Origin of the sequence: Ancylobacter dichloromethanicus, assembly GCF_018390645.1 — a bacterium.
GTDB lineage: Bacteria > Pseudomonadota > Alphaproteobacteria > Rhizobiales > Xanthobacteraceae > Ancylobacter > Ancylobacter dichloromethanicus.
Genome location: NZ_JAHBGC010000038.1, coordinates 123,271 through 141,878, shown reverse-complemented (window position 1 = coordinate 141,878; position 18,608 = coordinate 123,271). Strand labels below are relative to the sequence as shown.

Genomic DNA, 18,608 nt, shown 5'->3' with positions numbered 1-18,608 from the left:
CCGCGCGCGCCGCCCACCGCGTCGCCGGCGGCACCCGCCCACGCTTCGACCTCGCCGCCACCCCCGCGCCCACCGGCCGCCTGCGCCGCGACCCGAGGGCGGAGGAACGGCTCGCCTTGGTGCCCGGCACGGCGCGCCGCCGGCTCGACCGCGCCCAGCGCGTGCCCGCCGCCGAGGCCGCACCTTCCGCCATCACGGCAGCAATAGACGCCGCGCCGCGCCTCGTGGTGATCGCCGAGCCGGCCTATCTCGTCGCCTTGGTGCCGGACGCGCCGGGCGGGCGGCTGACCCCCGCCGACCGCCAGCTGTTCGGCGCCGCGCGGGCACTGGCCGATGCCGGCGGCGGCGCGGTGCTCGCTTTGGTCGAGCGGCCCGGCGAGGAATTCGGCCCCGCCGGCGCCGACCGCGTGCTCGCCCTGCCCGTCTCCGGCTATGACCCCGAGGCGAAGGCGCTGGCGCTCAACGCCGCGCTCGCCGCGCTCGACCTGCGCCATGTCCTCTTCCCCGAAAGCGCGGATGGCGGCGATCTCGCCCGCCGCCTCGCCGCGCTGTCGGGCGCGCCGTTCTTCGCCGCCGCCGAGAGCCTCTCGCCCAAGGCCGTCACCCGCGCCGCCCATGGTCGCCGCGTCGAGCAGCGCCGCGCCCCGCCGCGCCTGATCAGCCTCGCCCCCGACGCCGTCGCCCCCCATGCCGGCAGCCGGCACGAGGCCCTGCCGGTCGCATTCGCCTTCCCCGAGCCGACCGGCGGCGGCATCCTCTCCGCCGAGTTCATTCCGGCCGATCCGGCGAAAGTGCCGCTGGCGGAAGCCGATTTCGTCGTTTCCGCCGGCAATGGCGTCACCGACCTCGCCACCTTCCGGGCACTGGTGGCGGCGCTGAACGCCACCCCCGGCGCCAGCCGCATGCTGTGCGATGCCGGGCTGATGCCGCGCAGCGCGCAGGTCGGCGCCTCCGGCACAGTGCTCGACGCGCGCGGCTATTTCGCCCTCGGCATCGCCGGCGCGCCGCAGCACCTGCAGGGCGTGGCCAGGTGCGAGCATGTGATCGCCGTCAACACCGACCTGCACGCCGCGATGATCGAGCGCGCCGGGCTCGCCGTGGTGGCGGACGCGCAGCTTGTGATGCCGGCGCTCTTGAGGCTCCTCCAGGATGAAGCCCGGCAACCGGAGCGCCAGCCGTGAGGATCGCCGTTCTCCTCTCCGCCGGCCGCCACCCGGTCTCCGGCCGCCCCGCGCCGGTGCCGGTGGAACTTCAGGCGCTGGGCCTCGCGCTCGGTCTCAGCGATGAGGTCACCGGCCTGCATGCCGGCCCCGACATCGGCCCGCTGCGCGACGCGCTCGGCCACGGCCTGCCGCGCCTCATCCATCTGGCGAGCGAGGCCGAGGACGACCCCGTGCCCGGCCTCGCCGCCGCGCTGGCGTCGGGCGGTTTCGATCTCGTGCTCGCCGGTCGCGCCGGCCAGGGCGGCGAGGATTCCGGCCTGCTGCCCTATGCGCTGGCGCGCGCGCTCGGCCTGCCGATCGTCGCCGACGCCGTGGCGCTGGCGCCAGGCGCCGCGCCCGGCACGCTGATCGTCGAGCAGGCACTGGCGCGCGGCGCGCGGCGGCGGCTGGTGATCCGGCTGCCGGCGGTCGTCACCGTGCATCCCGCCGCCCCGGCGCCGGCGCCCTTCGCCTTCGCCGCCGCGCGGCGGGGCATCGTCGACGTGCAGGCCGGCCCGTCCGCCGCCGAGCCCGCGCGCCCCGCCAGCGAGGAGCGCCCCTACCGGCCGCGTCCGAAACTCATCGCCCGGGCGGGCGCCGGCGCCTCCGCCGCCGAACGGCTGAAGGCCGCGACCGAATCCGCGAGCGGCGGGGGCCGCCTGCTGGTCGCCCCTTCGCCCGAAGAGGCGGCGGGCGAGATTCTCCAGCACCTGCGCGCGCTCGGCCTGCTGCCGGGCCGCTGAGAGCCGGTTCGGAATCACCTCCACCCCCGTCATCCCGCCACGACCGCCGGTTCCGTCCGGGACCCGGACCGTGACGGTATCGTGGTAGACGATCCCGGCTTTTCGCCTCCGGCCGGGCCGTTCCGAACAGGCGCGCGGAGCGGTTGTTTCGTTCGTGGCGCCGACAGGCGCCCGGCCGTTTCTTCATTCATGCGTCATCAAGCGCTGCTTTTTTATTCTTGAGGTGGTAATACTACCGCCTCTCGAACAAATATGACGAGCGACATGTTTAGCCGGGCGCCTTTCTCTTTCTCCGTAATTCGTTGGTTTTACCGGACGCCGGTCGTAGCTTTCGCTACGTCGTTGCTGATTTTATCTTTGTTGTTTCTCGTATTCCCGGCAATCGACCGCAATATCTCACATATTTTCTTTCAGCCCGGCACCGGCTTTCCCGCCGCCCGCATCGAGCTGCTGAGGAGTTTCCGCAATTTCGCTTCCAATCTGGCGATGACGCTTCCCATTGTCCTGGTCGTGGTGATCGTCCTCAAGCTCTCCTACCCCTCCAAGCCGAGCCTGCTGCCGCCGCGAATGTCGCTCTTCTTCATCACCCTGTTCCTGACCGGCCCCGTCCTGCTGGTGAACGGGCTGCTGAAGCCTTTCTGGGGCAGGCCGCGGCCGGTGAATGTCGAGGAATTCGGCGGCATGTGGCCGTTTCTGCCCGCCTGGATGGTGGGGCCGGAAGGGCTCGCCAACCGCTCCTTCTCGTCGGGAGAGGCGGCCACCGCCGCCTGCCTGCTGCCGCTCATCCTCTTCCTGCCGCGTGAATGGCGCTGGCAGGTCGGCGCACTGCTGAGCGTCTTCGTCGCCACGGTCAGCCTGAACCGCATCGCCTTCGGGGCGCATTTCCTTTCCGACGTGCTCATTTCCATCGGCCTGATGCTGGTGCTGGCCGCTGCGCTGCGCCACCTCATCTTCGTGCACTGCCGCGACACCCTGTCGGATGAAGCGCTGGAGCGGCAGTTGACCGCGCTCGGCCATCGCATGGCCGCCGACCGCGCCGCCTTCCGCCGCGGCCTGTCCGTCCGGCTGGCGCGGGCGCGCGGCGCCATCGCCAGCTTTTTCGCCAGCCAGCGCATCGCCCTGCGCAATCCCCGCCGGCTCGGCACCGCGCCGGGCACGGCCGCCGGGGCGGATACGACAGGCCGCCCGCCGGCGGGCCATGCGCAGGGCGGCGGCGCTACGGTCGGCTTCGGCAACGCCGCGCCCAACGGCTCCTAGAGCATTTTCGGACGGGCGCCCGATTGGCGTGCGGATCAGGCTCCGAATTACGGATAGAGAACGTTTTAACGATCTGATTGCGATGCAATCAGATCGGAACGTGCGCTAGCGCTGCGCCCGCACCCAGTCCGGCGCGGCATAGACCGGGGCATCGGACGGCGCCAGCAGCGGCCGGCCGAGAATATGATCGGCGGCCTTCTCCGCCATCATGATGGTCGGCGCGTTCAGATTGGCGTTGGTGATCGACGGCATGGCGGAGGAATCCACCACCCGCAGCCCCTCCACCCCGATCACCCGCATCTGCGGGTCCAGCACCGCCAGCGGGTCCGAGGGCGCGCCCATGCGGCAGGTGCAGGAGGGGTGATAGGCGCTCTCCGCCTTCGCCGCGACGAAGGCGTCGATCGCCTCGTCGCTCACCACCTGCGCGCCCGGCGCGATCTCCCGCCCGCGATAGGGCGCGAAGGCCTCCTGGGCGAAGATCTCGCGGGTGAGGCGCACCGCGGCCCGGAACTCGGCGCGGTCGTCGGGGTGGGTGAGGTAGTTGAAGCGGATGTGCGGCGCCTCCAGCGGGTCGGCCGAGGCCAGCCGCACCCAGCCCCGGCTCTTCGCCCGCATCGGCCCGACATGGGCCTGGTAGCCATGTTCGCTTGCCAGCCCCTGCCCGTCATAGGTCACGGCGAGCGGCAGGAAATGGTACTGGATATCAGGCGAGGCCACGCCGGGACCCGAGCGGATGAAGCCGCAGGCCTCGAAATGGTTGGTGGCGCCGAGCCCGTCCTTCCGCAGCAGCCAGCGCGCCCCGATCAGGCCGCGGGCGAACAGCCCCATCTTGGAATAAAGCGTGATCGGCTGGGTGCAGGCCTGCTGGAAATAGACCTCCAGATGGTCCTGCAGGTTCTCCCCCACCCCCGGCCGGTCGGCCATGATGTCGATGCCGAGCGGCCGCAGTTCCTCCGCCGCCCCGATCCCGGAGAGCTTGAGCAGTTGCGGCGAATTGATCGGGCCGCCGCACAGGATCACCTCGCGCGCCGCCCGCACCTCGTGCGTCGTGCCCCCGCGCGACCAGCGCACGCCGATGGCGCGGCGCCCCTCGAACAGGATGCGCTCGGCCCGCGCATGGGTCTCGACCTTCAGATTGGCGCGCTTCATCGCCGGCTTCAGATAGGCATTGGCCGCCGACCAGCGCACGCCGTCCCTGACGGTCATGTCCATGCGGCCGAAGCCTTCCTGGCGGTAGCCGTTCACGTCGTCGCTGGCGGGATAGCCGGCCTGCTGCGCCGCTGTGATGAAGGCGCGGTAGAGCGGGTTCTCCAGCGTGCCGTAGCGTGTCGCCAGCGGCCCGTCGCCGCCGCGATAGGCGTCGCCGCCCTCGCGCCGGCTCTCCGCCCGCTTGAAATAGGGCAGCACGTCGGCATAGGACCAGCCCTGCGCGCCCTCCTGCTGCCAGCGGTCGAAATCCGCCGGTGCGCCGCGCATATAGACGAGGCCGTTGATCGAGGAAGAGCCGCCCAGCACCTTGCCGCGCGGGCAGTGCATGCGCCGCCCGCCCAGCCCCGGCTCGGGCTCGCTCTCATACATCCAGTTGTATTTCTTCATGTTCATCGGGATGGAGAGCGCGCTCGGCATCTGGATGAACACGGAGCGGTCGGAGCCGCCAAATTCCAGCACCAGCACCCGGTTGGCGCCGTCCGCGCTCAGCCGGTCGGCCAGCACGCAGCCAGCCGAGCCGGCGCCGATGATGACATAGTCGAACAGGTCGTGGGCGCCGTCCTGCATCAGTAGGGCGCCTCGACGCGGCCGAGATTGACGTAGACGCTCTTGAGCTGGGTGTAATGCTCGATCGCCGCCCTGCCGTTCTCGCGCCCGAGCCCGGACTGCTTGACCCCGCCGAAGGGCAGCTCGATCGGCGTGATGTTGTAATGGTTGATCCAGCAGGTGCCGGCCTGAAGCTGGGCGATCACCCGGTGCCCGCGCGCGAGGTCGCGGGTGAACACGCCGGCGGCAAGGCCGAAATCGGTGTCGTTGGCGCGGGCGATCACCTCGTCCTCGTCGGTGAAGGACAGCACCGCCATCACCGGGCCGAAAATCTCCTCGCGCACGATGCTCATCGCCTCGTCGCAGCCGTCGAACACGGTGGGGGCAATGAAGCAGCCCTTGCCCAGCGCCCCTGTCGTGACGCGGTGGCCGCCGGCGAGCAGCCTGGCGCCCTCGGCCCTGCCCTTCTCGATATAGGACAGCACCTTCTCCATATGCTCGGGCGAGATCAGCGCGCCGACCTGCGTCGCCGGGTCCAGCGGGTCGCCGACCACCATCCTCGCCACGCGCTCCTTCAGCTTTTCGAGGAAGGCGGGGCGCACGCGCTCATGCACGAAGACGCGGGTGCCGTTGGAACAGACCTCGCCGGCGGAATAGAAGTTCGCCAGCATGGCGCCGGACACCGCGTCGTCGAGATCGGCATCCTCGAACACGATCAGCGGCGACTTTCCGCCGAGTTCCAGCGTCACATATTTCAGCGTGCCGGCGGCATCCGCCATCACCTTCTTGCCCGTCCCGACCTCGCCGGTGAGCGACACCTTGGCGATGCCGGGATGGCGGGTGAGCAGCCGCCCGGTATCGGCAAAGCCCTGCACGACGCTGAACACGCCCTCGGGCACGCCGGCCTCGGCGTAGATTTCGGCCAGCTTCAGCGCGGTGAGCGGGGTCAGTTCCGCCGGCTTGAAGATCATCGCGTTTCCGCAAGCCAGTGCGGGGGCGGATTTCCAGCAGGCGATCTGCAACGGGTAGTTCCACGCGCCGATGCCGGCGACGATGCCGAGCGGCTCGCGGCGGGTATAGCCGAAGGCGCTGGGCCCCAGATCCACATGCTCGCCCGACAGCGTGGCGGCGAGGCCGGCATAATATTCCAGGCACTCCGCGCCCGAGAGCACGTCGACCACGCTGGTTTCCTGGATCGGCTTGCCGGTGTCGAGCGTCTCCAGCCGCGCCAGTTCGTCATTGCGGGCGCGCAGCAAATCCACCGCGCGCCGGAGAATGCGCCCGCGCTCGGCCCCGGTCATCGCCGCCCATGTCTTCTGACCCGTGCGCGCGGCGGCCACCGCGGCGTCGACCTCCGCCTCGCCGGCGATCTCGATCTCCGCCAGCACCTCGCCGGTGGCGGGGTTGGAGGTGGTGAAGGTGGCGCCGCCGGTGGGGCGGTAATGCCCGCCAATATGGTTGGCGTGCGGCTTGGGAGGGGTGCTCATGGTCGAGGGTCCGTTGGTGGAAAGCGCCGGCGCGGCGGCGGCGATCTGGGCATCGACGAAAAGCGCGGCGACCTGTCGCGCGCTGACCGAATCGGTCTCGCCGGCGTCGGAAAGCGAGGAGCGCAGCCACAGCCCGTCGATGACGGCGGCGATGGTGATGGCGAGGCGGTGGACATCGGCCGGCGCCACCAGCCCGCGCAGATCGTGACGCAGATTGGCCAGCATGCGCGCCTGGTAGATGCGCTGCACCCGGCGCAGCCGCTCGGAATGCAGCACCTGCCCCCAGAAGGCGAGCCAGACGCTGGACGTGCGCTGGTCGAACTCCTCGGGCGCCAGATTGGCGTCGATCAGCGCCTGCACGCGGGCACGGGGCGTGCAGGCGGCGCCGAGCCGCTGCGCGGTGGCACGGTAGAGCCGCAGCGAGAGGTGACGCAGCGTCGCCTCCAGCAGCCCGTCCTTATCGCCGAAATAATGTGCCACCAGCCCGGGCGAGACGCCGGCCCGACGGGCGATCTGCGACAGCGTGGAGGCGTTGAAGCCGATCTCGGCCAGCGAATCGATGGTGGCGTCGATCAGCTGGCGGCGGCGCACATCTTCCGGCGCGCGGCGGCGGGTCTCATCGTCCCCACGCGCCTCACCGGCCTGACCGTCCTCCTGATCGAACCGCGCCTGATGCTTCTGCGCCTGCGCATTCGCCCGGGCCACCGGCACCTCCTGATCGTCGCGAAGGGCTATTGAATAGTCGTACAATACATGGATCGCCCTTCGCCGCAACACCTTCCCGAACACCTGTCCGGGGGCAAGATCAGGCGTCGCAGCGCTTCTGCTGCGGCGGCGGATTTCGTCAAACGGGCAGCAGAAACGCCGATATTTAGTCGCTTCTGTGTAAAAATTGCGCGTGACAAATGGTCCGATCGCGTTTTGAATAGCTGTTCAAGAGAAGCCTCCAGAGGCCGTATGCCGGTGTCAGGGTGTCGAGGACACCGCAGGTGCCGCGAGGGTCGATGACGTTCAGACGCCGCTGCGCGAACGCCGCCGTCCCCGACTTGCCGATTCCGGCCGTACCGGGCTTGGCCTCAGGCCATACCGGTTCCATGATCCTGACAGGATGCCAACGGGGAAAAAATAACGATGCGCACGTTCAAATTCGTGGCTGCCGCCGCCCTCGGGCTGATGCTCGGCGTCGCCCCTCAGCCGCGCGACACGGCCCATGCCGCCGAGCCCGCGGCCTGCAAGACGGTCCGTTTCGCCGATGTCGGCTGGACCGACATCACCGCCACCACCGCCCTCGCCTCCTCGATCCTGGAGGCCCTCGGCTACACCCCGAAGACCCAGGTGCTGTCGGTGCCGGTGACCTACAAGTCGATGCAGACCAAGGACATCGACGTGTTCCTCGGCAACTGGATGCCGACCATGGAGGCCGACCTCGCCCCCTATCGCGAGGACAAGAGCGTCGAGGTGATCGGCGTCAATCTCGAAGGCGCGAAGTACACGCTGGCGGTGCCAACCTATCTCTATGACGAGGGGCTGAAGTCCTTCGCCGACATCGCCAAGTTCAAGGACAAGCTCGACGGCAAGATCTACGGCATCGAGCCGGGAAATGACGGCAATCGCCTGATCCTCGACATGATCAAGGACGACAAATACGGCCTGAAGGGCTTCGACCTGGTCGAATCCAGCGAGCAGGGCATGCTCGCCCAGGTCGAGCGCGCCGCCCGCCGCAAGGAAGCCATCGTCTTCCTCGGCTGGGAGCCGCACCCGATGAACTCGAAGTACCAGATGAGCTATCTCTCGGGCGGCGACGACGTGTTCGGCCCGAACTATGGCGGCGCCACCATCTACACCAACACCCGCGCCGGCTACGCCGCCGAGTGCCCGAATGTCGGGACCCTGATCAAGAACCTGAAATTCTCGCTCGCCACCGAGAACGTGGTGATGGGCTATATCCTGCTCGACAGCATGGAGCCCGCCAAGGCCGCCGACAAGTGGCTGAAGGCCAACCCCACCGTGTGGGAGCCCTGGCTCGCCGGCGTCACCACCATCGACGGCAAGCCCGCCGTGCCCGCGGTGAAAGCCGCGCTCAAGCTCTGAAGACCATCGCCGTCCCGGCCGCCCGCAGGTTGAGCCGCGCCAGGCCGTCACCCCGGGCCCGGCCCGGAGATCCGCGACCCGGGCCTGGGGGTGAACGACGCGAAAGACGTGGATGGCCGGGCGAGGCCCGGCCATGACGAGGCATGGTGACGCCGGAGGTCCGCTCGGCCACGGCTGGAATAGACCCGCTCATCGCCACGAGGGAAGCAACCCATGTATGACTGGCTGACCGAGCACAAGATTCCATTGGGAATCTGGCTCCGCGACTTTGTCGACCTGCTCACCACCCATGGACAGGGCTTCTTCGATTTCATCTCGCTGGTGCTGGGGGCGCTGATCGGCGGCTTCACCGACGCGCTGCTCTGGGTGCCGCCGCTGCTGCTCATCGCGCTGTTCGGGCTGGCGGCGTGGCTGGTCCACCGCTCGGTCGGGCTGGTGGTGTTCATCGTCGGCTCGCTGCTGCTGGTCACCAATCTCGGCTACTGGTCGGCGACGATGGAGACGCTCTCCCTCGTCATCTGCGCCACGCTGGTCTGCGTCATCGTCGGCGTGCCGATCGGCATCGCCGCCGCGCACCGGCCCTGGCTCTACACCGCGATCCGGCCGATCCTCGATCTGATGCAGACCATCCCCACCTTCGTCTATCTGATCCCCACGCTGGTTCTGTTCGGGCTCGGCGCGGTGCCGGGGCTGATCTCCACCGTGATCTTCTCCATCCCCGCGCCGATCCGCCTCACCCATCTCGGCATCTCCTCGGTGCCGCCGGCGCTCTACGAGGCCGGCAAGGCGTTCGGCGCCACCAAGACCCAGCTCCTGTTCAAGGTGGAACTGCCCTACGCCCTGCCCACCATCATGGCCGGCATCACCCAGTGCATCATGCTGAGCCTGTCCATGGTGGTGATCGCCGCTTTGGTCGGCGCCGACGGCCTCGGCAAGCCGGTGGTGCGGGCACTGAACTCGGTGAACATCGCCATGGGCTTCGAGGCGGGCCTTGCCATCGTCGTCCTCGCCATCGTGCTCGACCGCGTCTGCAAGCGGCCAGAGCGCCGCTCGCGAAAGGGCTGAACCATGGCTGCCGTTGAATTCCGCAACATCGACATCGTCTTCGGCGCCGACCAGAAAGGCGCTTTGAAGCTCATCGACGAGGGCCGCACGCGCGACGAGATCCTCGCCGCCACCGGCACCGTGCTCGGCGCGGCGGGGGTGAGCCTTGCCGTCGAGCGCGGCGAGATCTGCGTGCTGATGGGCCTGTCCGGTTCGGGCAAGTCGACCATATTGCGCGCCATCAACCGGCTGAACGAGGTGGCGCGCGGCGAGGTGCTGGTCGAGCACAATGGCGCCGCGATCGACGTCGCCCATTGCGACGAGGCCACGCTGCGCGACATCCGCATGCACACCGTCTCCATGGTGTTCCAGCAGTTCGGCCTGCTGCCCTGGCGCACCGTGCGCGACAATGTCGGCTTCGGGCTGGAGCTGCGCGGCATGGGCGCGGCCGAGCGCAACCGCATCGTCGACGAGAAGCTGGCCATGGTCGGCCTCACCAACTGGGCCGGCAAATACACCAGCGAACTTTCCGGCGGCATGCAGCAGCGCGTCGGCCTCGCCCGCGCCTTCGCCACCGACGCCGAAATCCTGTTGATGGACGAGCCCTTCTCGGCGCTCGACCCGCTGATCCGCGACAAGCTGCAGGACGAACTGCTCGACCTGCAGCGGCGCATCCACAAGACCATCGTGTTCGTCAGCCACGATCTCGACGAGGCGCTCAAGCTCGGCAACAAGATCGCCATCATGGAGGGCGGGCGCATCGTCCAGGCCGGCACCGCCGAGGACATATTGCTGCGCCCGGCCAATGACTACGTCGCCGAATTCGTGAAGCACATGAACCCGCTCAACGTGCTGCGCGGCACCGCGGTGATGCGCCCGGCGGCGAGCCTCGCCCGTGAAGGCGATTCCGTGGTGCTGGACAGGGACGGCCGGGTAAAGGTGAAGGTCGATCCCGAGGGGCGCCCGCTCTCGCTCGATCTCGATGGCCGCGCCGGCGTGCTCGCCACCGCCGATGGCGAGGCCGGGGTGATCGACGACAAGCTGGCGCATGACGCCGACTGCATCGTCGCGCCCGTCGACCTCAAGCTGAAGGCGGCGATCGAGCTGAAGCGCCACACCGACCTGCCGATCCTGCTGGTCGACAGCCTGGGCCGCCTCGCCGGCCTGTGCGACGACGACGAGATCTACCGCGGCCTGCTGCGGCGGCTGGACGGCTAGCCCGAAAGGCGGCCGTCAGGCCGCCGCCAGCCCGACCGCTTCCACCACGCCGTTGACCACCGCCTCGACCAGGTCGCGATTGTCGCCCTCGCCCATCACCCGGATCACCGGCTCGGTGCCGGAGGGGCGGATGAGCAGCCGGCCATGGCTGTTCAGCTTCAGCTCGGCGGCGGCGATCGCCTTCAGCACGCCGTCATCCTCCAGCGGCCGGCCGCTCTTGTAGCGCACATTGCGCAGCACCTGCGGCAGCGGCTCGAAACGGTGGCACACTTCCGACGCCGGGCGCTGGCGCCGTTGCACCACGGCCAGCACCTGCAACGCCGCGACCAGGCCGTCGCCGGTGGTCGAATAGTCGGACAGGATGAGGTGGCCGGACTGCTCGCCGCCGACATTGAAGCCGTGGGTGCGCATGTGCTCCAGCACGTAGCGGTCGCCCACCGGGGTGCGGTCGAGCGACAGGCCGAGGCCGCCGAGATGGCGCTCCAGTCCGAGATTGGACATCACGGTGGCGACGATGCCGTTGCGTGCCAGCCGCCCATCCTCGTGGAAGCTCTCCGCCACCACCGCCATGAGCTGGTCGCCATCCACCAGATGGCCCTTCTCGTCGACGATCAGCACCCGGTCGGCGTCGCCGTCGAGCGCGATGCCGATATCGGCGCGCACTTCGCGCACCTTGGCCATCAGCGCTTCCGGCGCGGTCGAACCGACCTCGCGGTTGATGTTGAAGCCATCCGGCTGGTCGCCGATGGTGACGACCTCGCAGCCGAGCTCCCACAGCGCCTCGGGCGCCACCCGATAGGCCGCGCCATGGGCGCAGTCGAGAACCACCCGCAGCCCGTCGAAGGACTGGTTGCGCGGCAGGGTGCGCTTGGCGAACTCGATATAGCGCGCATGCACGCTCTCGATGCGCTTGGCGCGGCCCATATTGGCCGGCTGGGCCAGCATGCCCGTCATGTCGCCGCAGATAAGCTCCTCGATCCGGCTCTCCAGCTCGTCGGAGAGCTTGTAGGCATCGGGTCCGAACAGCTTGATGCCGTTGTCGTCATAGGGGTTGTGCGAGGCGGAGATCATGACGCCGAGATCGGCGCGCATGGAACGCGTCAGCATGGCCACCGCCGGCGTCGGCATCGGGCCGAGCAGCAGCACGTCCATGCCAACGGCGGTGAAGCCGGCGACGAGCGCGTTTTCGATCATGTAGCCGGACAGGCGTGTGTCCTTGCCGATGACGACGCGGTGGCGGTGGTCGCCGCGCTGGAACACCAGCCCGGCCGCCATGCCGACCCGCAACGCGAGATCAGGTGTGATGATCCCGTTGGCCCGTCCGCGAATGCCGTCCGTGCCGAAAAAGGTGCGTGCCATGCCCTGCCTCATGCGAATCGGCGCCCTCCCGGCGCGACGGCGGTTTCCGCCTCTCACTGTTCTCTAGCACCGAGTATGCCGGCAAGTGTTTCACAAAGTGTAAGCGTTCGTTGCGTGGCACAGCCTGTGTGAAGCCTCCGGCTCATGCCGGTGGAACCGCGCCTCAACGCGACATTGTCTCGCGAGACAGATATCTCCCGGCCGAGGATGCTTCACCGATGGCGCGCCCGGCAGGGTCGGGGCCAAATAAAAAGGGAAGACTTGCTTGCGCAGGTCTTCCCTTTATCGAAGGTTCGGCGTGGATCACGCCTGCGGCTGCGGCTCCATGCCGGCATCCGGGCGCGGCGGGCGGTTCTTTCCCGCGCTGGGCACCACCGAGCCGCGGGTATTGGCCGGTTCGATCGTGGTGTCGCGCACCGGCGCATTGCCGTCGAGCAGGCCGATGATCTCGTCGCCGGACAGCGTCTCGTATTCCAGCAGGCCGCGCGCCAGCATCTCGAGCTGATCCTTGCTCTCGGTCAGGATGCGCTTGGCCTCGGCATAGCCCTCGTCGACCAGGCGGCGCACTTCGCTGTCGATGGTCTGCGCCGTCGCCTCGGAGACGTTCTGCTGGCGCTGCATCGACATGCCGAGGAACACCTCGTCATTGTTCTCGCCATAGGCGACATTGCCGAGCTTGTCCGAGAAGCCCCAGCGCGTGACCATCATGCGGGCGAGGCGGGTCGCCTGCTCGATGTCGGAGGCCGCGCCGGACGTCACCTTGTCATGGCCGAAGATCAGTTCCTCGGCCACCCGCCCGCCCATCATGATGGCAAGGCGCGAGGTCATCTGCTCATAGGACATGGAGAGCTTGTCGCGCTCCGGCAGCTGCATGACCATGCCGAGCGCGCGGCCGCGCGGAATGATGGTCGCCTTGTGGACGGGATCGGTCGCCGGCACCTTGAGCGCGACGATGGCATGGCCACCCTCGTGATAGGCGGTCAGCATCTTCTCGTCCTCGGTCATGACCAGCGAGCGGCGTTCCGCGCCCATCATAACCTTGTCCTTGGCGTCCTCGAAATCGCTCATCGTGACCATGCGCTTGTTGCGGCGCGCGGCCATCAGGGCGGCTTCGTTGCACAGATTGGCGAGATCGGCGCCGGAGAAGCCGGGCGTGCCGCGGGCGATCACCTTGAGGTTCACGTCCGGCGCGACCGGGACCTTGCGGGCGTGGACCTTGAGGATCTGCTCGCGGCCGACCACGTCCGGGTTCGGCACCACGACCTGGCGGTCGAAGCGGCCGGGACGCAGCAGCGCCGGGTCCAGCACGTCGGGGCGGTTGGTCGCGGCGATGAGGATGATGCCCTCATTGGCCTCGAAGCCGTCCATCTCGACCAGCAGCTGGTTCAGCGTCTGCTCGCGCTCGTCATTGCCGCCGCCCAGGCCGGCGCCGCGATGGCGGCCGACAGCGTCGATTTCGTCGATGAAGATGATGCAGGGCGCGTTCTTCTTCGCCTGCTCGAACATGTCGCGCACGCGGCTGGCGCCGACGCCGACGAACATCTCGACGAAGTCGGAACCCGAAATGGTGAAGAACGGCACGTTGGCCTCGCCGGCGATGGCGCGGGCGAGCAGCGTCTTGCCGGTGCCGGGGGGGCCGACCAGCAGCACGCCGCGCGGAATGCGTCCGCCGAGGCGCTGGAACTTCTGCGGATCACGCAGGAAGTCGACGATCTCGGTGAGGTCGCTCTTGGCCTCGTCGATGCCGGCGACGTCCTCGAAGGTGACCCGGCCATGCGCCTCGGTCAGCAGCTTGGCGCGGCTCTTGCCGAAGCCCATCGCCTTGCCGCCCGCCCCGCCCTGCATCTGGCGCGACAGGAAGATCCACACGCCGATCAGCGCGATGAAGGGGAGCCAGGAGATCAGCAGGCTGACGAACCACGGCACATTGTCGGTCAGGGGCTTGGCGGTGATCGACACGCCCTTGCCGTAGAGCCGCTGCACCAGCGAGGGATCGTTGGGCGAATAGGTCTGGAAGGCGCGCCCGTCGGTGAAGGTGCCGGTAATCTCCGGCCCCTGGATCACCACGTCGCGCACGCGGCCCTGATCGACCTCGTTGAGAAGCTGCGAGAAGCTGATGTCGTTCGTCGCCTGACGCTGCGCCGGATTCTGGAACAGCGAGAAAAGCGCCAGAAGCAGAAGAACAATGATCACCCAGAGGGCGAAATTCCGAATGTTGGCGTTCATCATGTCCCTTTCGGCGTCGGACCCGACCGACGCGCGGGTACCGCCGGCGCTGGCGGCCCTCCCTTGTCGCACCGTAATTTAGGTGTCGCATTGATCCTTGCCAAGATGGCCGGGGCAAGGCGTTTGCGGCCATCCGCGCAATTCGGCGTCAGCGGACGTCCCGGACCGGCCGGCGCCGTGGCGCCGGACCGATGGTGACGGCGTGGCGGTTCACCCGCACCAGCGCCCCGGCAAGCGTGCGCGCGCCATGTTCGGCCGCGCCGAGACCGGCGATCCAGCCGGCCAGCGCTTCCAGCTTGGCGAGTTCCACCGGCCCCTCGCCTCTCGCGGCAATCGCCCTCCCGACAAGGCGCAGGACGATCTCCTCCGGCAGCGCGGCAAGACCGGCGCGGGCGAGGCGAATCGGTCCGCCGGTGCCTCCCTCGGTCGTCCACAGCGTCGCGGCGGCGGCATCGGCCGACGCCTCCAGCGCCGCCTCGGCGCGCGCCATGCGGCGGGCGAGGCGCGTCAACGCTGCAGCATCGAGCCCTTCTGCAGCTAGAGATGGCAGCAGTTCCCGCAGTCGTGCGCGGGCAAAGCGCGGGTCGCTGTTCGAGGGGTCCACCACGAAGCCGATACCGGCCGTGCGGCACAGCGCGACCAGTTCGGCCTTGGGCAGGCCGAGCAGCGGGCGCAGAAGGGCGAGCGAACCCAGCGGACGCGCCGCCGGAATGCCCGCCAGCCCGCCAAGGCCGGAGCCGCGCATCAGCCGGAACAGCACGGTTTCCGCCTGGTCGTCGCGGGTGTGGGCGGTGGCGAGGGCACCGGCGCCGATCGCATCGGCGTGGGCCGCCAGCGCCTCGTAGCGCGCATGCCGCGCCGCCTCCTGCAGCCGCGTGCCCGGCAGCTTCGCCGGCAGGTCGAGAATCGCGTGCGGCAGGCCAAGCCCTTGCGCGAGAACACGAATCGCCTGCGCCTCGGCACGCGATTCCGCCCTCAGCCCATGATCGACGGTGGCGACGTGAAGCTCCGTCCGTCCGCCGCACAGCGCCTGCCAGCGCTGCGCGAGCAGCATCAGCGCGGTCGAATCCGGTCCGCCGGAAACGGCCAGCAGCACCCGGCCATGGGCGGCGAAGGGCGCGAAAAGCGTCGCGAGTTCAGCGCCGGACGGGCCGGTGGAGCGGCCATGCGTCGCAGCCTCAGCAGCCGGCGCGCTTCTGCTCACGCGCCACCCCCTGCTTGATGGTGGCGGAGGCACGCGGGTATTTGTTGCCGACCGCATTGAGGGTGGCGCACGCCGCATCCTTCTCGCCAATGGCGGCCAGCGACTGGCCGAGCCGCAGCAACGCGTCCGGCGCCTTCACCGCATTGGGAAAGTCGGTCGAGACCTTGAGGAAATTCTGCGCCGCCTCCTTGTAGGATTTGCGCAGGTACTGGCTCTCGCCGAGCCAGTAATAGGCGTCCGGCGCGGCGCGGTCGGTGGGGTAGAGCTTCACGAACTGCTCGAAGGTCTGGCCCGCCAGCGTATAATCCTGCCGCTGCAGGGCGCCGAAGCCGAGATCGAACATGTCCTTCGGCGTGCTCGCCGCCGCCGCCGGGGCGCCCGCCACCGAACCCGACAGGGCGCCAAGGTCCATCGGCACGCCCCCCGGCCCGGAAGGGGGCGTGGTGCCGAGCGGACGCGGCGCGCCGGGAGCGCCCGCCTGCGCGGAGGGATCGAACACGTCGGAACGGCGGCCGGGCTCGCCCGCCGGCGCCGCGCCGGTGCCGCCCTGCAGCAGTCGCACCTGCTGCTCAAGCTGCTGGTTGCGATACTGCAGTTCCTCGATCTGCCCGGTCATCTGGCGGAACTGGTTCTCCAGCCGGTCGATCCGGGTGACCAGGCTGTCACTCTCGCCGGCCTGCTCCGGCTGGTTGCCCGAGCGCACCTGCCCTGGCGGCTTGAATAGGTTGCCGAAGAAATTGTTGTCCGCCTGCGCCTGTGCCGTCTCCAATGGGACGAAGGGCGCGGCGAGAGCGGCGAAAAGCACGAAGGCGGCGGGTCGAGGCAAGCGAACGGTCATCATGGCCATGCACTGGAACGGGATCAGCGATGCGGCAGCGAGCGCCGCGCGTACTCCATTTGAGCATACCGGGCGGATCACGTCCAAAGTTTGACCCCGCGGTCAAAGGGCGGCGACATCATCGGCGCCCCAAATGAAAACCCGGCCCGCGGAGCGGGCCGGGTTGGAAAAGTCCGGCTGACGCGGCGCTCAGGTGCCGGTGGCGTTCAGCACGGTGACGGCGCGGCGGTTCTGCGACCAGCACGAGATGTCGTTGCAGACCGCGACCGGGCGCTCCTTGCCGTAGGAGATGGTGCGCATGCGGTTTGCCGCGACACCGCGCTGGACCAGATAGTCGCGCACGCTCTGGGCGCGCCGGGCGCCGAGCGCGATATTGTATTCGCGGGTGCCGCGCTCATCGGCGTGGCCCTCGATGGTGAAACTGTACTTGGCGTAGTGGTTGAGCCACTGCGCCTGCTTGTCGAGCGTCGCCTGCGCCTGCGGCGACAGGCTGGTCTGGTCGCTCTCGAAGAACACGCGGTCGCCGACCGAGACGATGAACTCCTGCGGGCTGCCGGGAGGCGCCGAGCCCAGCGCCGCGCCGGCGCCGTCCATCGGGTTCTTGGCACAGGCGGCCGCGAGCATCGCGAAACCGATGATGAAGGCGACGCGCGCGCCGCCGAGATGGCGCAACATACCGATCATACCGCTGACTCCTGAATTCCGGACTGATCTGCCGACTGGCTTCTGGCGTCCATCAATGTTCCGTCGTGCTTTACGGAACCTTGCCGAATTGCGTCGATTTCGCGACCATGCCGTAAACCACCGCTTATGGTTAATCGTTCCCTGACAGAACCCGTTCAGGAACGCAATGGCGACCAGGCGGGGTCGGAGGCATAGCTCGGCGTAGGCACACGCTGCTCGTTGTAGCCGGTGATGTCGACCGTATAGAGCTGCGGGCCGCCGCTGCCGCCGGCATCGCGGAAGAACATGATCACACGCCCGTTCGGCGCGAAGGTGGGCCCTTCATTGTGGTAGCCCTCGGTCAGGATGCGCTCGCCCGACCCGTCCGGCCGCATCAGGCCGATGGCGAAGCGCCCCTGCGCCTGCTTGGTGAAGGCGATCACGTCGCCGCGCGGCGACCAGACCGGCGTCGAATAGCGCCCGTCGCCGAACGAGATGCGGTGCTGGTTCGAGCCGTCGGGGTTCATGATGTAGATCTGCGAGCCGCCGCCGCGGTCGCTCTCGAAGCAGATCTGCGAACCGTCCGGCGAATAGCACGGGGCGGTGTCGATCGCCGGCGTGTCGGTCAGCCTCGTGGTCGCCTTGGAGCGCAGGTCCATCACGAAGATATTCGAATCCGCCCCCTGCTGCAGGCTCAGAATCACCCGCTGCCCGTCCGGGGCGAAGCGCGGCGAGAAGCTCATATTGGGAAAATTGCCGACCACCTCGCGCTGGCCGTTCTCGATGTTGAGCAGATAGACCCGCGGCTCGCCCTGGCCATAGCTCATATAGGTGATTTCCTGGCTGGTCGGCGAGAAGCGCGGGGTCAGCACCAGGTCGTCGCCGCGCGTGAGATAGGTCACGTTGGCGCCGTCCTGATCCATGATGGCGAGGCGCTTGATTCGCTTCTCCTTCGGCCCGCTCTCGTCGACGAAGACGATGCGGGTGTCGAAATAGCCCTTCTCGCCGGTCAGGCGCTCATAGATCGCGTCGGCGATGATGTGCGCCACCCGGCGCCAGTTCTCCGGCTGGGTGAAATATTGCTGGCCGATCAGTTGCTGGCCGGCGAACACGTCCCACAGCCGGAACTCGGCCTTCACCCGGCCGTCCGGCTGGCGGGTGATACGGCCGGTGACCAGCGCCTGGGCGTTGATGACGCGCCAGTCCTGGAAGCGCGGCGAGGCGTCCGGATTGGCGATCTTCTCGACGAAGGCGGCCGGGTCGATGGGGGCGAACAGGCCGGAGCGGCGCAGATCGGCGGAGATGATCTGCGTCACCCCCTTGCCGGCCTCGATGTCCTGCGGGCTGCTGCCGCCGACGAAATCGGTGATGGCGATGGGCAGCGGCTGCACCGTGCCCGAGGTGATGTCGAGGCGTACCGCGGCCTGCGCCAGGCCCGGCGCGAGCGCCGCGCCGCCCAGCCCCGCACCGCCGAGCGCCGCCATGCCGACAAGGACCGACCGGCGGCCGACGAGGCCGTTG

14 protein-coding genes are annotated in these 18,608 nt (G+C 68.8%); 6 read left to right on the top strand and 8 right to left on the bottom strand.

Annotated elements, in window-relative coordinates:
• The 3 genes from KHC23_RS16965 to KHC23_RS16955 all read left to right on the top strand — a co-directional run.
• A partial coding sequence (locus KHC23_RS16965; RefSeq protein ID WP_213373968.1) for an electron transfer flavoprotein subunit alpha/FixB family protein occupies nucleotides 1-1,181 on the top strand: 1,181 nt, incomplete at its 5' end.
• Entirely contained in the window at nucleotides 1,178-1,945 is a 768-nt protein-coding gene (locus tag KHC23_RS16960) for an electron transfer flavoprotein subunit beta (protein ID WP_213373966.1), read from the top strand. The genes KHC23_RS16965 and KHC23_RS16960, both read left to right, overlap by 4 nt.
• 357 nt (nucleotides 1,946-2,302) lie before the next feature.
• Nucleotides 2,303-3,202 carry a phosphatase PAP2 family protein gene (locus KHC23_RS16955; protein WP_246544697.1) on the top strand — a complete coding sequence of 300 codons (900 nt, stop codon included), beginning with the start codon at nucleotides 2,303-2,305 and terminating at the stop codon, nucleotides 3,200-3,202.
• Between the two features lie 105 nt (nucleotides 3,203-3,307).
• On the opposite strand, the gene betA is transcribed toward KHC23_RS16955, so the two are convergent.
• Together betA and betB are read right to left on the bottom strand one after the other, a co-directional pair.
• Nucleotides 3,308-4,978 (bottom strand): choline dehydrogenase, encoded by a 1,671-nt coding sequence (gene betA / locus KHC23_RS16950; protein ID WP_213373964.1) that lies wholly within the window; start codon nucleotides 4,976-4,978, stop codon nucleotides 3,308-3,310.
• Complete coding sequence (gene betB, locus KHC23_RS16945; protein WP_213373962.1) at nucleotides 4,978-7,149, bottom strand: betaine-aldehyde dehydrogenase; 2,172 nt, start codon at nucleotides 7,147-7,149, stop codon at nucleotides 4,978-4,980. The genes betA and betB overlap by 1 nt, the downstream gene beginning before the upstream one ends.
• A 426-nt stretch (nucleotides 7,150-7,575) precedes the next feature.
• Between betB and KHC23_RS16940 the strand changes: the two genes are divergently transcribed.
• The 3 genes from KHC23_RS16940 to choV all read left to right on the top strand — a co-directional run bounded on the left by KHC23_RS16940 (nucleotide 7,576) and on the right by choV (nucleotide 10,797).
• Nucleotides 7,576-8,535: a choline ABC transporter substrate-binding protein gene (locus KHC23_RS16940; protein ID WP_213373960.1), complete on the top strand. Its 960-nt coding sequence runs from the start codon at nucleotides 7,576-7,578 to the stop codon at nucleotides 8,533-8,535.
• 213 nt (nucleotides 8,536-8,748) lie between these two features.
• Nucleotides 8,749-9,600 carry a choline ABC transporter permease subunit gene (choW, locus tag KHC23_RS16935; protein ID WP_213373958.1) on the top strand — a complete coding sequence of 284 codons (852 nt, stop codon included), beginning with the start codon at nucleotides 8,749-8,751 and terminating at the stop codon, nucleotides 9,598-9,600.
• 3 nt (nucleotides 9,601-9,603) lie between these two features.
• The gene (gene choV, locus KHC23_RS16930; protein ID WP_213373956.1) at nucleotides 9,604-10,797 is read left to right on the top strand and encodes a choline ABC transporter ATP-binding protein; all 1,194 of its coding nucleotides are present in this window, start codon (nucleotides 9,604-9,606) and stop codon (nucleotides 10,795-10,797) included.
• Nucleotides 10,798-10,812: 15 nt separating this feature from the next.
• On the opposite strand, the gene glmM is transcribed toward choV, so the two are convergent.
• From glmM to tolB, 6 genes are all read right to left on the bottom strand, one after another.
• A complete protein-coding gene (gene glmM, locus KHC23_RS16925; protein WP_213373954.1) occupies nucleotides 10,813-12,156 on the bottom strand; it encodes a phosphoglucosamine mutase in 1,344 nt (447 codons plus the stop codon).
• A 303-nt stretch (nucleotides 12,157-12,459) separates the two neighbouring features.
• On the bottom strand, nucleotides 12,460-14,382 hold the full coding sequence (gene ftsH, locus KHC23_RS16920; protein WP_213374483.1) for an ATP-dependent zinc metalloprotease FtsH: 1,923 nt from the start codon (nucleotides 14,380-14,382) through the stop codon (nucleotides 12,460-12,462).
• 148 nt (nucleotides 14,383-14,530) lie between these two features.
• Nucleotides 14,531-15,586, bottom strand: coding sequence for a tRNA lysidine(34) synthetase TilS (gene tilS / locus KHC23_RS16915; protein WP_213373951.1), 1,056 nt, complete (start codon nucleotides 15,584-15,586; stop codon nucleotides 14,531-14,533).
• Entirely contained in the window at nucleotides 15,561-16,427 is an 867-nt protein-coding gene (gene ybgF, locus KHC23_RS16910; protein ID WP_246544696.1) for a tol-pal system protein YbgF, read from the bottom strand. Before ybgF ends, tilS begins: the two co-directional genes overlap by 26 nt.
• Nucleotides 16,428-16,613: 186 nt before the next feature.
• Nucleotides 16,614-17,108, bottom strand: coding sequence for a peptidoglycan-associated lipoprotein Pal (gene pal, locus KHC23_RS16905; protein ID WP_213373949.1), 495 nt, complete (start codon nucleotides 17,106-17,108; stop codon nucleotides 16,614-16,616).
• Nucleotides 17,109-17,263: 155 nt separating this feature from the next.
• On the bottom strand, nucleotides 17,264-18,571 hold the full coding sequence (tolB, locus tag KHC23_RS16900; RefSeq protein WP_373878498.1) for a Tol-Pal system beta propeller repeat protein TolB: 1,308 nt from the start codon (nucleotides 18,569-18,571) through the stop codon (nucleotides 17,264-17,266).
• Nucleotides 18,572-18,608 lie beyond the last annotated feature (37 nt).

What these genes read in the sequence shown, in the direction of transcription:
- betA (WP_213373964.1), bottom strand. Translation starts at nt 4,978, where the DNA reads ATGCAGGACGGCGCCCACGACCTGTTCGACTATGTCATCATCGGCGCC.
- KHC23_RS16940 (WP_213373960.1), top strand. Translation starts at nt 7,576, where the DNA reads ATGCGCACGTTCAAATTCGTGGCTGCCGCCGCCCTCGGGCTGATGCTC.
- choW (WP_213373958.1), top strand. Translation starts at nt 8,749, where the DNA reads ATGTATGACTGGCTGACCGAGCACAAGATTCCATTGGGAATCTGGCTC.
- choV (WP_213373956.1), top strand. Translation starts at nt 9,604, where the DNA reads ATGGCTGCCGTTGAATTCCGCAACATCGACATCGTCTTCGGCGCCGAC.
- glmM (WP_213373954.1), bottom strand. Translation starts at nt 12,156, where the DNA reads ATGGCACGCACCTTTTTCGGCACGGACGGCATTCGCGGACGGGCCAAC.
- ftsH (WP_213374483.1), bottom strand. Translation starts at nt 14,382, where the DNA reads ATGAACGCCAACATTCGGAATTTCGCCCTCTGGGTGATCATTGTTCTT.
- ybgF (WP_246544696.1), bottom strand. Translation starts at nt 16,427, where the DNA reads ATGATGACCGTTCGCTTGCCTCGACCCGCCGCCTTCGTGCTTTTCGCC.
- pal (WP_213373949.1), bottom strand. Translation starts at nt 17,108, where the DNA reads ATGATCGGTATGTTGCGCCATCTCGGCGGCGCGCGCGTCGCCTTCATC.
- tolB (WP_373878498.1), bottom strand. Translation starts at nt 18,571, where the DNA reads ATGGCGGCGCTCGGCGGTGCGGGGCTGGGCGGCGCGGCGCTCGCGCCG.